This is a genomic window from Amycolatopsis thailandensis (genome assembly GCF_042723255.1).
GTDB classification, from domain to species: domain Bacteria; phylum Actinomycetota; class Actinomycetes; order Mycobacteriales; family Pseudonocardiaceae; genus Amycolatopsis; species Amycolatopsis thailandensis.
On the sequence record NZ_JBHXJK010000001.1, the window covers coordinates 1 to 14,286 of the forward strand.

Consider the following 14,286-nt stretch of genomic DNA (forward strand, 5'->3'; position numbering starts at 1 on the left):
GTAGCCGCCGACCCGCAGGACGGGGGCCTCTTTAAAGAGTGGGCGAGGAGGGAGTTGAACCCTCACGTCCTTTCGGACACACGGACCTGAACCGTGCGCGTCTGCCATTCCGCCACTCGCCCGAGTGCTTCGTTCTCTGACAGCTCGCAAAGCGTAGCAGGCGGTTTTGACGGGTTTCACCGGGGGCCGTGTCCGACTGGCCGTACCCGGATAGGATCGACGGGGAAGCACACGTGTGAGGAGGTTGCCCGGTGGGCCGCGTAGAGCGCTTTGATAGGCGGCTCGAGAACCTCGTGGGCAATACCTTCGCGCGCATGTTCGGTGGCAACGTCGTCACGCAGGAAGTGGCGGTGGCGCTTGAGCGCGAGAGCGAGGAGAACGTTCGTGAGCTGGCCGGTGGTCGACAGCTCGCTCCCAACCACTACATCGTGTCGTTGGGGCAGGCTGATCACGAGCGCATGGCCGGAGACGAACGTCGGGTCACGTCGGTGTTGGCGGAGGCGGTCAAGGAACACCTCGCCGAGCACGGTTGGGACACCTATGGTGACGTCGTAGTTTCGCTCGAGCGCAACGAGGCGCTGCATACTGGACAGTTCAAGACCCGTTCGTCCGTCGATCCCGACGTCAAGCCCCACGGCGTCGAGGGATCGTCACGGTCGGCACGACCCAGCAACGCAGGAGACCCAGCAATGAGCCAGCCCCCCGGCTACGGCCAATACGACCAGGGTGACCCGTACGGCCAGCAGCAGGGCCAGTACGGCTACGGACAGCAGGCTGGCCAGCAGCAGCCCGGGTACGACCAGGGTTATGGCGGCCAGCAGCAGGGCGGCTACGACCAGGGTTACGGCGGTGGCCAGCAGCCCGGCTACGACCAGTACGGCGGCCAGCAGCAGCAAGGCGGCTACGACCAGGGCTATGGCGGCGGCGCCCAGCAGCCCGGCTATGACCAGTACGGCGGTCAGCAGCAGGGTGGTTACGACCAGGGCTATGGCGGCGGCGCCCAGCAGCCCGGCTACGACCAGTACGGCGGCCAGCAGCAGCAAGGCGGCTACGACCAGGGTTACGGTGGCGGCGCCCAGCAGCCCGGCTATGACCAGTACGGCGGCCAGCAGCAGCAGGGTGGCTACGACCAGTACGGCGGTGGCCAGCAGCAGTACGGCCAGCCCGCCGCGGACCCGTACGCGCAGGGTGGCGGCTACGGCGGCCAGCCCGCGGCCGGCCGTCAGCTCTCCGCGAGCCTCCAGCTGGACGACGGTTCGAACCGCTCGTACTCGCTGAAGCAGGGCGGGAACGTCGTGGGCCGTGGCCAGGACGCCGACTTCCGGCTCCCGGACACCGGCGTCTCGCGCCGTCATCTGGAGATCACCTGGGACGGCCAGAGCGCGACGCTCGCGGACATCGGTTCGACGAACGGCACGACCGTCAACGGCACCCCGGTGCAGACCTGGCAGCTGGCGGACGGGGACGTGATCCGCGTGGGCCACTCGTCTCTCGTGTTCCGTACGCAGGGCTGACCGGCGGGGTCCGGAGGGGGTATCGCAGAATTGCGGTGCGGGCCTGTGGTGGATCGGCACCTCAGGTCGGCTGCGGAGAGCAAGGCCGTTCGGAGCCGACCATCCCGGACGGCACGCGCTCTCCGCGGCGTACAGGAGAAACGGGAGCGGACACAACAAGTGCCAGAGCTGGTCGTTCAACTCACCAGGGTGGGCTTTCTCGTGCTGCTCTGGCTCTTCGTGTTCGCCGCGTTGCGTGTCGTCCGTTCGGATCTGTACGCGGCCTCCGGGCTGCGAGTCGCCGTCCCGACGTTCGGTCGCAAGAAGAAGGAAAACAAGAAGCCGCGTGGCGGGAAGTCGCCTCAGCAGCTGCTCGTGACCCATGGTGCGCTGGCGGGCACCAGGATCGCCTTGGACGGCAGGCCGATCCTGATCGGCCGCGCCGACGACTCGACCCTGGTGCTGGACGACGACTACGCGTCGACCCGGCACGCCCGGATCGCCCTGCGCGGGGAGGATTGGTACGTGGAAGATCTGGGCTCGACGAACGGGACGTACCTTGACCGGGCTAAGGTCACGGCACCCCTCCGGGTCCCGCTCGGAGTCCCCATCAGGATCGGCAAAACGGTGATCGAGCTTCGCCCATGACTCTCGTCCTCCGCTACGCGGCTCGCAGCGACCGGGGCCTGGTGCGTTCCAGCAACCAGGACTCCGTGTACGCCGGTCCCCGCCTGCTCGCCCTCGCCGACGGCATGGGCGGTCACGCCGCGGGTGAGGTGGCCAGCAAGGTCGTCATCGCCTCCCTCGCCCCGCTCGACGACGACGACCCCAGCGACGATCTCCTGGCGCAGCTGCGGGAAGCCGTCCAGAACGGCAACGCGGCGATCGCCGAACTCGTCCAGCAGGACCCGGACCTCGACGGGATGGGCACGACCCTGACCGCCGTGCTGTTCGCCGGTTCGCGGATGGGTGTCGTGCACGTCGGCGACTCGCGCGCGTATCTGATGCGCGGCGGGCAGTTCTCGCAGATCACGCGGGACGACAGCTTCGTCAACGAACTTCTCGAACAAGGCCGGATCACGCCGGAAGAGGCCGCGGTGCACCCGCAGCGGTCGCTGCTGCTGAAGGCGCTCACCGGGCACGAGGTCGAGCCGAGCCTGACAGTGCGCGAGGCCCGCGCCGGCGACCGGTACCTGATCTGCTCGGACGGCCTGTCCGGCATGGTCAGCGACGAGACGCTGTCCGAGGCGATCCAGATCCCGGATCCGCAGGCCTGCGCCGACCGGATGATCGAGCTGGCGCTCAAGGGCGGCGGCACGGACAACGTCACGGTGATCATCGCCGACGTCGTCGACGTCGACTTCGGCGAGGACGCGCCCATAGTGGGCGGCGCCGCCGGTGACGGCAGTGACGAGTTCCACCAGGGCGACTCCCCCGCCGCCCGCGCCCGCGCGCTGACCCAGCCCGCGCCGCAGCCGCGGCCCGAGGTCCAGCCCCAACAGGAGGACCCCAAGGTCAAGCGCCGGAGGCGATTTCGCTGGCTGGCGGGAGCGGTGGTCGTCCTGATCGTGCTGGCCGCGGCGGCGATCGCCACGCGGTATTTCGTGCTGAGCCAGTACTACGTCGGCGAGGGCCCCGGCGAGGAGGTCGTGATCTACCGCGGCGTCCCGGGCAGCATCCTCGGCATCGACCTGCACGCCTACGAGCAGGGCTCGTGCCCGCCGGGCGGGCTGTGCACCGACAAGCTGCTGGTGCCCGCCCTCCAGGAGGACGCGCGCATCGCGGTGAAGAACGGTGTCAAGAAGGACAACCTCGACGACGCCCGCAAGTACATCGACGACTTCCTGCGGCCGCACAAGCAGCTGGCCGACTGCAAGCCCGCCACCGGCTCGACTTCCATTCCGCCTTCCGAGCAGGCGCCCCCGGCGTCGTCGTCGGCGGCTCCCCCTTCTACCCCCGCCTCGCCGAGTTCGGCGAACCAGCCAGCGGGGAGGGACTGCTCGACGCCGGAACCGGCAGCACCGGGAGGCGGTAACTGATGAGCACGCCGCTCGCCGATCCGGCTTCGGCCCAGTTCGCCACGAACCCTCCGCGCGAGCTGCCCAAGCGGCGCGGGACGGAGCTCGTCCTCCTGGCCTTCGCGACGTTCATCGTCACCGTCGCGCTCGTGCTGGTGGAGGCGAACCAGGAGCAGGAGCTCACCAGCTCGATCATCTGGCTGGGACTGTCCTACCTCGGGGTGCTGACGGCCGCGCATCTGGCCGTCCGCCGCTGGGCGCCGTACGCGGACCCGGTGATCCTGCCGTGTGTCGCGCTGCTGAACGGGCTCGGCCTGGTGATGATCCACCGGATCGACCTGGCGCTCGCGGAACGCGCGGTCCAGCAGGGCAAGGAGTACACGCCGGACGTCACCAAGCAGGTGCTGTTCACGGCGATCTCGCTCGTGCTGTTCGTGGTGGTGCTGATCGTGATCAGCGACCACCGCACGCTGACCCGCTACGGCTACATCTGCGGTCTGGTCGGCATCGTGGCGCTCGCGCTGCCCGCTGTGCTGCCGTCGAGCCTTTCCGAGGTCAACGGCGCGAAGGTCTGGATCAAGCTGCCGTTCTTCTCGATCCAGCCGGGTGAGTTCGCGAAGATCCTGCTGATGATCTTCTTCGCCTCGTTCCTGGTGACGAAACGGGACCTGTTCATGGTCGCGGGCAAGAAGATCGCCGGCGTCGAACTTCCGCGTGCCCGTGACCTCGGCCCGATCCTGATCGCGGCGGCCGCCTGCCTGGGCGTGCTGGTGTTCGAGAAGGACCTCGGGACGTCGCTGCTGTTCTTCGGCGTCACGCTGGTGATGCTGTACGTCGCGACCGAACGGGTCATCTGGGTGGTGCTGGGCGTCGGCTTCTTCGCCGCGGGCGCCATCATCGCCTACAACCTGTTCACGCACGTCCAGCAGCGCGTCCGGAACTGGATCGACCCGCTCGCCACCTACGACGACGCCGGCGGCGGCTATCAGGTCGCGCAGGGTCTGTTCGGGCTCGGCACCGGCGGGGTCGGCGGCACCGGCCTCGGCGCCGGACGGCCGGACATGGTCCCCGAGGCCAAGACGGACTTCATCACCACCGCGATCGGCGAGGAGCTCGGCTTCATCGGCCTCGCCGCGATGCTGATGCTGTACCTGATCCTGGCGATGCGCGGGATGCGCAGCGCTCTCGCGGTCCGCGACACCTTCGGCAAACTCCTCGGCGGCGGCCTGTCGTTCGCCCTGGTCATGCAGATCTTCGTCGTCGTCGGCGGCGTCACGAACCTGATCCCGAACACCGGGATCACCGCCCCGTTCCTCTCCCGCGGTGGTTCTTCACTGCTCGCGAACTACATCCTGGTGGCCCTTCTGCTCCGAATCTCCGACGCCGCCCGCAAACCCGCGGTGCGGCCGAAGCCGCAGCAGCCCCAGGCGCCGCTCGCCGAAGCGCACACGGTGATGGTCCAGCGGCCGTCCGCGAACGGTGAGGGGAGCACGTCGTGAACACCCCGCTCCGCAAGGTCGGCGTCGCCATGCTCGTCATGGTGGTGCTCCTGCTGGCCAACGCCACCTACATCCAGGTGGTCAAGGCCGACGACTACCGCACGGATTCGCGCAACCTGCGGGTGCTCTACGAGGAGTACTCCCGTCAGCGCGGCCTGATCGTCACACCCGACGGCTCCGCGCTCGCGAAGGTCGACCCGTCGAACGACAAGTACAAGTTCATCCGGACCTACGTCGACGGCCCGATGTACGCGCCGGTCACCGGCTACTACTCGATCAACTACGGCTCGGGCGGCCTGGAGCGGTCCGAGGACGACGTCCTCAACGGTTCCGACCCGCGGCTGTTCGTGCGGCGCCTGTCGGACATGGTCACCGGCCGCGACCCGCGCGGCGGGAACGTGCGGCTGACGATCAACCCGGCCGTGCAGAAGGCCGCGTACGACCTGATGACGCAGAAGGGCTACACCGGTTCGGTGGTCGCGCTCGAGCCGAAGACCGGGCGCATCCTGGCCATGGTCTCGACGCCGTCGTACGACCCGAACAAGCTCGCCTCGCACGTCGGCAAGGAGCAGATCGCGGCGTGGGGGCAGTGGCGCGACGATCCGAAGAAGCCGATGCTGAACCGCGCGATCTCGGAGAGCTACCCGCCGGGTTCGACGGCCAAGCTGCTGGTGACCGCGGCCGCGCTCGAAGACGGCAAGACGGCCGACATGCCGGTCAACACCGCGCCGAACGTCAAGCTCCCCGGCACCCAGACGACGCTGGAGAACTACGGCGGCGCGGCCTGCAAGGGCAGCACGCTGAAGGAAGCGCTGCGGTACTCCTGCAACGTGCCGTTCGCCGAGCTCGCGGGTGAACTCGGCAAGGACAAGCTGAACGCGACCGCGAAGAACTTCGGTGTCGGCGAGGATCTGACCGTGCCGATGCGGGTCGCCGCGTCCACCCTCGGCCCGCTGGACTCGAAGGCGGCCCTGTTCCAGAGCGCCATCGGGCAGCGCGACGTGCGCCTGACCCCGATGCAGGACGCCCTGCTTTCGGCGACCGTCGCGAACAACGGGATGGCGATGAAGCCGCAGCTCGTGCAGTCGCTGCTGGCGCCGAACCTGTCGACCATCGAGGACTACAAACCGAGCGAACTGACCGGCGACGCCGCCATGTCCAGCGCGAACGCCGCGATCCTGCGCGACATGATGCTCGCGTCGGAGGAGAACACGAAGGGCGCCGGCAAGCGCGGCGACATCCAGATCGCCTCCAAGACCGGCACCGCCGAGCACGGCAACGACCCGAAGAACACCCCGCCGCACGCCTGGTACACCGGATTCGCGCCGGCGATGGACCCGAAGATCGCCGTCGCGGTGGTCGTCGAGTCCGGTGGCAACCGCGGGCTCGAAGCGACCGGTGGCACCGTGGCCGCGGAGATCGGCCGCGCCGCCGTCAACGCCATGCTCGGGGGTGGATAGCGGATGCTGTCCTCGGGTCAGCTGCTGGCCGACCGGTACAAGCTGACGAACCGGATCGCCGTCGGCGGGATGGGCGAGGTCTGGCAGGCCAGCGACACGCGGCTGGACCGGACGGTCGCGGTCAAGATCCTGAAGGCGGAGCTGTCCGGCGACGCGGAGTTCCTCCACCGGTTCCGGACAGAGGCGCGGATGACGGCGTCGCTCAACCACCCCGGCATCGCCGCCGTGCACGACTACGGCGAGACGGTCGCGGACGAGCTGTCGATCGCGTATCTGGTGATGGAGCTGGTCGAAGGCGATCCGCTGGCCGCGATCATCACCCGCGAGGGACGGCTGAACGCCGAGCGCACCCTGGACATCCTGGAACAGGCGGGCAACGCGTTGCAGGCCGCGCACGAAACCGGCCTCGTGCACCGCGACGTCAAACCGGGCAACATCATGGTGACCCCGGCCGGGCAGGTGAAGATCACCGACTTCGGGGTCGCGAAGGCCGCCGACGCCGCCCCGGTGACCAGGTCCGGAATGGTCATGGGCACCGCCCACTACATCGCTCCGGAGCAGGCGCTCGGGCACAACGCCGAACCGGCGAGCGACGTCTACTCGCTGGCCGTGTGCGGCTACGAATGCCTCACCGGGCACCGGCCGTTCCTTTCGGAGAACGCGGTGACGGTCGCGATGATGCACATCCGCGATCTCCCGCCGCCGTTGCCGCCGGACGTGCCGCCGGGCGCCCGCGCGGTCATCGAGGCGACCCTGATCAAGGATCCGAGACAGCGGTACAACAGCGGCGGCGAGTTCGCGGCCGCGGTGGCGGCGGTCCGCGCCGGCCTGCCGCTGCCGACGCCGTCGGGGCTGGTCAACGTGGCCTACTCCGCGGGTCAGCCGGTGCTGCCGCAGCAGGTGCCGCCCGGCCCGCACTCGCCGCCGAACCCGATGGTGGCGATCGGACCCGCGTCGCATCCGGCGATGCACCCGGTCACCGGCCCGCCCCCGATGGCGGTCCGTCGCCTGCCCGGCAGACGGCCGCAATGGGGCTGGTGGGTGCTGCTCGCGGTGATCCTGATCGCAGTACTGGTGGCAGGAGCCTTCCTCATCGTGAGACTGGTCGGTTCGGGCAACGGACAGCAGTCGGGCGGCGTGGAAACGAGTGAACAGGTACCGGCTCCGGGTAAGAAGCCTGTAGGTCCTACGCCGACGTCCGCGTACCCCGCGGCGCCGACGGAGGGCGGCACCGAGGAGTCTGCCGGGCAGGCGAATCCAGGAATGATGAGCAGCAAACCTTGGACGGAATGGAACGGCACGCAGAGATGAGCACACCAAGACTGCTCAGCAACCGCTACGAGCTGGGCGAAACGCTCGGCTACGGAGGCATGTCCGAGGTCCATCACGGCCACGACGTGCGCCTGGGCCGGGAGGTGGCGATCAAGATCCTGCGTGCCGACCTGGCGCGGGATCCCCAGTTCCAAGAACGTTTCCGTCGCGAGGCACAGAACGCGGCGGCACTGAACCACCCGGCGATCGTCGCCGTCTACGACACCGGCGAGACGAACACCGAGTTCGGCCCGCTGCCCTACATCGTCATGGAGTACGTCGAAGGACGGACTCTGCGCGACATCGTGAAGACCGAAGGCCCGATGTCGCAGAAGCGGGCGATGGAGGTCATGGCCGACGTCTGCGCGGCGCTGGACTTCTCGCACCGGCACGGCATCGTGCACCGCGACGTCAAGCCGGCGAACGTGATGATCACGAAGAACGGCGCCGTCAAGGTGATGGACTTCGGCATCGCGCGCGCCATGCACGACGGGCAGTCCGCGATGACGCAGACCGCCGCGGTGATCGGCACGGCGCAGTACCTCTCGCCGGAGCAGGCGCGCGGTGAGTCCGTCGACGCGCGTTCGGACGTCTACGCGGCCGGTTGCGTGCTGTACGAACTCATCACCGGCGAGCCGCCCTTCACCGGCGACTCCCCCGTGGCGGTGGCGTACCAGCACGTGCGGGAGGACCCGAACCCGCCGTCGTCGGTGAACCCGGCCGTGGCGCCCGAGCTCGACGCCGTCGTGCTCAAGGCGCTCGCGAAGGGCCCGGCGAACCGGTACCAGTCGTCGGCGGAGATGCGTTCGGACCTGGTCCGCACGCTGTCCGGCCAGCGGCCGTCCGCGCCGATGGTGATGTCGGAGGACGAGCGCACCCAGGTCATGGACTCCGACCGCCGGGTGCCGCCGCGCTACGACCAGTACGAGGAAGACGAAGAAGACCCGGCCGCGAAGAAGAAGCGCCGCGCCTGGCTGATCGCCGGTCTCGTGGTGTCGCTGGCGGCCATCGTGCTGCTGATCATGTGGCTGTCGAACGCCTTCGGCGGCACCAGCGCCGAGAGCAAGGCGATCCCGTCGGTCATGGGTCAGTCCGAGGCCACCGCGAAGGACACGCTCCGGGGCGCGGGGTTCAACTCGTTCGAGCAGACCAAGAAGGTTCCCTGCACCGGGGAGGCCGTCAACGGTCTGCCCGCCTGCGACGAGAACGACATCGACAAGGTCATCGCGATCAGCCCGAAGGAGGGGCAGGTCACGCCGACCACGGACAAGATCACGCTGACCGTCGGCTCCAAGCCGCTGAAGGTCAAGGCGCCGGATCTCAAGGGCAAGACCTCGGCCGAGGCCTTGGCGGCGCTGACCGAGGCGGGCCTGAAGCTCGGTGCGACCACCGAGGAAGAGACCAACGACCCGAACGAGGCCGGCAAGGTCCTGAGCCAGAACCCGGCGGCGCAGGCCGAGGTCGACCAGGGTTCCAAGGTCGACATCACGGTCGCCAAGTCCAAGGAACTGAAGACGGTCACGAACTACAAGGGCAAGACGAAGTCCGAGGCCGACGCCGGGCTGCGGGCGGCCGGGTTCACCCCGTCGTTCAAGACCGCCAGCTCCAGCGAGCCCAAGGACACCGTCATCGACCAGTCCCCGAACGGCGGCAAGCTCGCGGTCGGCAGCGTGGTCACGGTGACGGTGTCGGACGGAAGCCAGGAGACCTTCGACATGCCGAACCTGAAGGGCATGACCGAGGATCAGGCGTTCCGGCAGTTGCAGCAGCTGGGCTGGAGCGGTACCCCGAACACCCAGGCCGACAAGAACGGTGACCGGGATCTGGCGGGCAAGATCAGCAAGACCAACCCGCAGGCCGGTGCGAAGGTCGCGAAGAACGCGCCGATCACGCTGTTCATCGTGGAAGACGACGACTCACCGACGTCGTCGAGTTCGCGCGGCGGGATCATCCCGCCTCCGTGATCGACGGTTGAGCGAAGGGCCCCGCACGGTTTCGTGCGGGGCCCTTTTCATGCCAGCTGTTCGAGAAGTCCTTCGTACGCCTGCCTGACCAGCCCGTCGCGGGTCCGCACCACGGCCGCTTTCGGTCTCGTTGAGACGAGTTCCACGAGACGGTCGTACATCGCCACCAGCTGTCCCGGACCGTCCAGCATCTCGTGTGCTTCGACGTGTTCGGGCTCGGCAGCCGCGCGCGTGCGTTCGGCGAACCGCCGGAGCACGTTGTCCAAGGTGTCGAGGAGGACGATCTCGTGGAAACCGGCGGCCGTCTCGCCGGCGAGCGCTTCGAGTCGTTCGAGGTAGCCCGCGCGGCCGAGGAATTGGGGGACGATCACGTCGTGGCCCGCGAGCAGGTGGGTCCGCGCGGCGCTCAGGGCGAGCTCGCGGGCGAGCACGCCGGCCTTCGCGGCGTCGTCGCGCCAGGCGCCGAGCAGGCCGCGGATCCGGTCGATGTCGAGGTTCAACGTCAGCGGGTGGTCTTCGGCGTAGAGCCGGGCGAGCGTCGACTTTCCGCAGGCGGGCGGCCCGTTGAGCACGATGAGACGCGGCATCAGGCGTTGCGGCGCAGCAGGAATCCGACGCTCGTCACGCTCACGAGCAAGGCGGCGACCGCCGCCACCACGGCCACCGTGAACGGACCGGTCAGTGGTTGTTGCGAGGTCAGGGCGCGCAGCAGCGGGTTGGCGAGCGGCAGCCATTTCACCAGCAGCACGGCCGCGAGGGCGAAGATCGCGGCCAGCACCGACCAGCCGACGCGCGGGATCAGCAGCCGGGAGCAGGGCAGGCCGATGGCGATCCCGAACAGCGCGCACACGATGTGCGCCGCGGCCCCCAGCGCGAAGGTGCCGATCGTGAAGCCGCCGGTCCGGAGGCCTGACCAGAGCACCGTGACGAGGATCAGCACGGCGGCGCAGCCGAGGACGGCCGACGCGGCGCCGCCGAGGACCGATCGCCAGCGCCGGGCGTGGCTGAAGGTCACCAGCCGCTGGACCGGGTCCTCGACGTCGAGCATCGCGATCGTCAGCCAGCACGAGACCACCAGGAGCGAGCCCGCGCTGATCCCGTACTGCGGCAGCAACGGCGACTTCGGATCCGTGTAGAGCACGGTGTTGACCGCGATGTAGGCGAGGATCGCGGGGAGGTAGCGCTGGGAATGGCCGAGCAGCGCGAGGTAGTAGCGGGTCATGGCGAGCACGGCGCCACCTCCCGGACCGAGAAGCCGCGGTTGAGCGCGCGCAGCAGGATGGCGTCCGTGTGCCCGGCTTCGACCGTCAGGACGACTTTTTCGCCGTCGGTCACGGCCTCGCTGACGCCGGGCTCCGCCGACCAGTCGCCGCCGGGCCCGTCGAGGACGATCCTTGTCGCGCTTTCGGTTTTCGCGGCCGTTTCGACGCGGGTCAGGAGGCCGGCGTCCATCCGGTAGACGTCGTCGGCGTGGGCGTGCACGGCGGCCGCGCGGTGGTCGGTGAAGACGACGCTCGCGCCGCGTTCCTTGGTCTCGGCGACGAGTTCGCCGAGCACCGTGTGGGCTTCGACGTCGAGGCCGGACCAGGGTTCGTCGAGGATCAGCAGTTCCGGCCCGGCCAGGACGGCCTGGGCGAGGCCGACCTTCTGGGCGTTGCCCTTCGAGAGGGTCCGAAGGGGCGCGTCCGGGCCGCCGACCAGCGCCAGCCTGTCCAGCAACGGATCGATGGCCGACAAGTCGACATGTCCGTCGATGCGGGCCATGTGCCGCAGGTACGCCCTGGCGCTCATCCGCTGTCCCGCTGGGAAACGGTCCGGCAGGTAGCCGACCCTCGGGGTGCCGACGACGGTTCCCGAGGTCTCGCGGGAAAGTGCCGCGAGGATCCTGAGCAGTGTCGACTTCCCCGAGCCGTTCGAGCCAAGGACGCCGATCACGCGCCCGGCGGGGACGTCGAGGTCGACTTCGACGAGCACGGGTTCGCCGCGCCCGTAGCGCTTACCGACTCCTTCGAGCCGGATCAGCGAGGTCACGCAGCAGCGGCCTTCTGGAGCGCGCGGGTGGCTTGTTCGAGTTCGTTGACCGTGGCGTCGGGGACCGGGTGCCCGGCCGAAGCCATCCAGTTCGCCAGCATCCGGTGCCCGCCCTGGGTGAGCACGGACTCGGGGTGGAACTGGACGCCTTCGAGCGGCAGCTCGCGGTGGCGCATGCCCATCACGACACCGGACTCGGTGCGGCCTGTGATCTCGAACACGGCGTCGTCGATGGTTTCCGGCAAAACGGTCAGCGAGTGGTACCGCGTGGCGGTGAATTCGCCGGGGAGTCCGGCGAGGACCCCGTCGCCCGAATGGTGGACTTGACTGGTCTTGCCGTGCAGCAGTTCGGGGGCGCGGTCGACGGTGGCGCCGAAGACGACACCGAGGGCCTGGTGGCCGAGGCAGACTCCGAGCATCGGGATACGCTCGTCGGCGCATTTGCGGATGACGTCCATGCTCTGACCAGCGCGTTCCGGGGTTCCGGGGCCGGGAGAGACGAGGACCGCGTCGAACTCGCCGAGCTTGTCGATGTCCACCACGTCGTTGCGCCAGACAGTGCAGTCGGCGCCGAGCTGGGCCAGGTACTGGACCAGGTTGTAGACAAAACTGTCGTAGTTGTCGACGACGAGCACGCGCATGGAACCAGCTTAGCGGCTCCCACCAGGTGGACCGTACGCCAGATCACAATGATTGTTAGGGCAACCTAACTTACCGTGGTAGGGGTGAGCCGTTCTCTTCGTGTAGCCATCGTGGGTGCCGGTCCGGCCGGCATCTATGCCGCCGACATCCTCGACAAGTCCGACGCCGACGTGACGATCGACCTGTTCGAGCGCATGCCGGCGCCGTTCGGGCTGATCCGGTACGGCGTCGCGCCCGACCACCCCCGGATCAAGGGCATCGTCACCGCCCTGCACAAGGTCCTCGACAAGCCGAACATCCGGCTGCTGGGCAACGTCGACTACGGGACCGACCTGAAGCTCGACGACCTGCGCCAGTTCTACGACGCGGTGATCTTCTCGACCGGCGCCATGGCCGACCGCGCGCTCGACATCCCCGGGATCGACCTCGACGGCAGCTACGGCGCCGCCGACTTCGTCTCCTGGTACGACGGGCACCCGGACGTGCCGCGGACCTGGCCGCTGAACGCGACGTCGGTCGCTGTCCTCGGGGTCGGGAACGTGGCGCTCGACGTCGCCCGCGTCCTCGCGAAGACCGCGGACGAGCTGCTGAGCACCGACATCCCGGACAACGTCTACCAGGGTTTGAAGGCCAGCCCGGTCACCGACGTGCACGTGTTCGGGCGCCGCGGCCCGGCGCAGGCGAAGTTCACGCCGCTGGAACTGCGGGAGCTGGATCACTCGCCGAACGTCGAGGTCATCGTCAACCCGGAGGACATCGAGTTCGACGAGGGCAGCATCGCCGCGCTGCGGGCGTCGAAGCAGATCGACATGGTCGTGAAGACGCTTCAGGAGTGGGCGATCCGCGACCAGGGCGACCGGCCGAAGCGGCTGCACCTGCACTTCCTGCACTCGCCGTGCGAGATCGTCGGCGAGGACGGCAAGGTGACCGGCCTGCGGACCGAGCGCACCGAACTGACCGGTGACGGCAACGTGCGCGGCACCGGCGAATTCCACGACTGGGACGTCCAGGCCGTCTACCGGGCTGTCGGCTACCTGTCTTCGCACCTGCCGGAGATCCCGTTCGACCACACCACCGGGACCGTGCCGAACCAGGCGGGCCGGGTGCTGGACATCGACGAGGACCAGGTGCCGGGCGTCTACGTGACCGGCTGGATCAAGCGCGGCCCCGTCGGCCTCATCGGCCACACCAAGGGCGACGCGGCCGAAACGATCGCGAGCCTGCTCGCCGACGCCGACAACCTCACCGCCCCGGCGGTGGACGACCCCGACGCGATCCTCGGTTTCCTCACCGAACGCGGCGTCCCCTTCACCACCTGGGACGGCTGGAGCAAACTCGACGCCCACGAGAAGTCTCTCGGCGTCCCGCACGGCCGGGAACGCGTCAAGGTCGTGGAACGAGACGAAATGACCCGCATCTCCCGCTCTTGACTCACCTACCCAGCCCCCCACCCGTCCCAGGGGGCGGCCCCGAACTCAGTCTACCGGCTGGAGGAGGGAAAAGGGCTGCTCACAGGGGGTTGTCCACAGCCGGGAAGGGTTGTGGACAACTGCCGGGAAAGTCACGGAGGGCCCCACTGAGTGGGGTCCTTCTTGGCGTTCGGGGAGGGGTGGGTCGGACGACACGCGTGATCAGACGGACGACACGCGTGACTGGATGGACGACACGGCCTGCGGCCGGGGTCCCGCCGCGTGTCGTCCGTCGGATCACGCGTGTCGGCCGTCTGGACACACGAGTCGTCCGTCGGATCACGCGTGCCGCCCCGAAGGCGTGACTCGCGTGATCCGAGGCGGAACTCGCGTGATTAGAAGCGGAACTCGCGTGTTTGGAGGCGGAACTCGCGTGATTGAAGGCGTGACTCGCGTGAT

12 protein-coding genes and 1 tRNA gene are annotated in these 14,286 nt (G+C 68.8%); 8 read left to right on the top strand and 5 right to left on the bottom strand.

Going from position 1 to position 14,286, the window contains the following annotated elements:
• Window positions 1-39: 39 nt before the first annotated feature.
• Window positions 40-122 (bottom strand) — tRNA-Leu (locus tag ACFWMR_RS00005).
• Window positions 123-251: 129 nt separating this feature from the next.
• On the opposite strand from ACFWMR_RS00005, the gene ACFWMR_RS00010 reads away from it, so the two are divergent.
• The 7 genes from ACFWMR_RS00010 (at window position 252) to pknB (ending at window position 9,745) form a co-directional block, all read left to right on the top strand.
• Window positions 252-1,514, top strand: coding sequence for a DUF3662 and FHA domain-containing protein (locus ACFWMR_RS00010; RefSeq protein ID WP_378375637.1), 1,263 nt, complete (start codon window positions 252-254; stop codon window positions 1,512-1,514).
• A gap of 159 nt (window positions 1,515-1,673) precedes the next feature.
• Window positions 1,674-2,141, top strand: a complete 468-nt coding sequence (locus ACFWMR_RS00015) for an FHA domain-containing protein FhaB/FipA (RefSeq protein WP_007030429.1) — start codon at window positions 1,674-1,676, stop codon at window positions 2,139-2,141.
• Window positions 2,138-3,532: a PP2C family protein-serine/threonine phosphatase gene (locus ACFWMR_RS00020; RefSeq protein ID WP_378375639.1), complete on the top strand. Its 1,395-nt coding sequence runs from the start codon at window positions 2,138-2,140 to the stop codon at window positions 3,530-3,532. The genes ACFWMR_RS00015 and ACFWMR_RS00020 overlap by 4 nt, the downstream gene beginning before the upstream one ends.
• Window positions 3,532-5,010 carry an FtsW/RodA/SpoVE family cell cycle protein gene (locus ACFWMR_RS00025; protein ID WP_093934636.1) on the top strand — a complete coding sequence of 493 codons (1,479 nt, stop codon included), beginning with the start codon at window positions 3,532-3,534 and terminating at the stop codon, window positions 5,008-5,010. Before ACFWMR_RS00020 ends, ACFWMR_RS00025 begins: the two co-directional genes overlap by 1 nt.
• The gene (locus ACFWMR_RS00030) at window positions 5,007-6,470 is read left to right on the top strand and encodes a peptidoglycan D,D-transpeptidase FtsI family protein (RefSeq protein WP_093934637.1); all 1,464 of its coding nucleotides are present in this window, start codon (window positions 5,007-5,009) and stop codon (window positions 6,468-6,470) included. The genes ACFWMR_RS00025 and ACFWMR_RS00030 overlap by 4 nt, the downstream gene beginning before the upstream one ends.
• A gap of 3 nt (window positions 6,471-6,473) precedes the next feature.
• On the top strand, window positions 6,474-7,781 hold the full coding sequence (locus ACFWMR_RS00035) for a protein kinase domain-containing protein (RefSeq protein ID WP_378375641.1): 1,308 nt from the start codon (window positions 6,474-6,476) through the stop codon (window positions 7,779-7,781).
• On the top strand, window positions 7,778-9,745 hold the full coding sequence (pknB, locus tag ACFWMR_RS00040; protein WP_378375643.1) for a Stk1 family PASTA domain-containing Ser/Thr kinase: 1,968 nt from the start codon (window positions 7,778-7,780) through the stop codon (window positions 9,743-9,745). Before ACFWMR_RS00035 ends, pknB begins: the two co-directional genes overlap by 4 nt.
• A 47-nt stretch (window positions 9,746-9,792) precedes the next feature.
• On the opposite strand, the gene ACFWMR_RS00045 is transcribed toward pknB, so the two are convergent.
• From ACFWMR_RS00045 to ACFWMR_RS00060, 4 genes are read right to left on the bottom strand one after another with little or no spacing between them, the layout of a single operon-like run.
• Window positions 9,793-10,332 carry an AAA family ATPase gene (locus ACFWMR_RS00045; RefSeq protein WP_378375645.1) on the bottom strand — a complete coding sequence of 180 codons (540 nt, stop codon included), beginning with the start codon at window positions 10,330-10,332 and terminating at the stop codon, window positions 9,793-9,795.
• Window positions 10,332-10,976, bottom strand: a complete 645-nt coding sequence (locus ACFWMR_RS00050) for a hypothetical protein (protein WP_378375647.1) — start codon at window positions 10,974-10,976, stop codon at window positions 10,332-10,334. Before ACFWMR_RS00050 ends, ACFWMR_RS00045 begins: the two co-directional genes overlap by 1 nt.
• Window positions 10,964-11,776, bottom strand: a complete 813-nt coding sequence (locus ACFWMR_RS00055; RefSeq protein ID WP_378375648.1) for an ATP-binding cassette domain-containing protein — start codon at window positions 11,774-11,776, stop codon at window positions 10,964-10,966. Before ACFWMR_RS00055 ends, ACFWMR_RS00050 begins: the two co-directional genes overlap by 13 nt.
• Complete coding sequence (locus ACFWMR_RS00060) at window positions 11,773-12,417, bottom strand: aminodeoxychorismate/anthranilate synthase component II (RefSeq protein WP_093934643.1); 645 nt, start codon at window positions 12,415-12,417, stop codon at window positions 11,773-11,775. The genes ACFWMR_RS00055 and ACFWMR_RS00060 overlap by 4 nt, the downstream gene beginning before the upstream one ends.
• Window positions 12,418-12,528: 111 nt before the next feature.
• Here ACFWMR_RS00060 and ACFWMR_RS00065 point away from each other — a divergent pair, with 111 nt between their 5' ends.
• The gene (locus ACFWMR_RS00065; protein WP_093934644.1) at window positions 12,529-13,848 is read left to right on the top strand and encodes an FAD-dependent oxidoreductase; all 1,320 of its coding nucleotides are present in this window, start codon (window positions 12,529-12,531) and stop codon (window positions 13,846-13,848) included.
• The last annotated feature ends 438 nt before the right edge of the window (window positions 13,849-14,286 follow it).

What these genes read in the sequence shown, in the direction of transcription:
- ACFWMR_RS00045 (WP_378375645.1), bottom strand. Translation starts at nt 10,332, where the DNA reads ATGCCGCGTCTCATCGTGCTCAACGGGCCGCCCGCCTGCGGAAAGTCG.
- ACFWMR_RS00035 (WP_378375641.1), top strand. Translation starts at nt 6,474, where the DNA reads ATGCTGTCCTCGGGTCAGCTGCTGGCCGACCGGTACAAGCTGACGAAC.
- ACFWMR_RS00060 (WP_093934643.1), bottom strand. Translation starts at nt 12,417, where the DNA reads ATGCGCGTGCTCGTCGTCGACAACTACGACAGTTTTGTCTACAACCTG.
- pknB (WP_378375643.1), top strand. Translation starts at nt 7,778, where the DNA reads ATGAGCACACCAAGACTGCTCAGCAACCGCTACGAGCTGGGCGAAACG.
- ACFWMR_RS00020 (WP_378375639.1), top strand. Translation starts at nt 2,138, where the DNA reads ATGACTCTCGTCCTCCGCTACGCGGCTCGCAGCGACCGGGGCCTGGTG.
- ACFWMR_RS00025 (WP_093934636.1), top strand. Translation starts at nt 3,532, where the DNA reads ATGAGCACGCCGCTCGCCGATCCGGCTTCGGCCCAGTTCGCCACGAAC.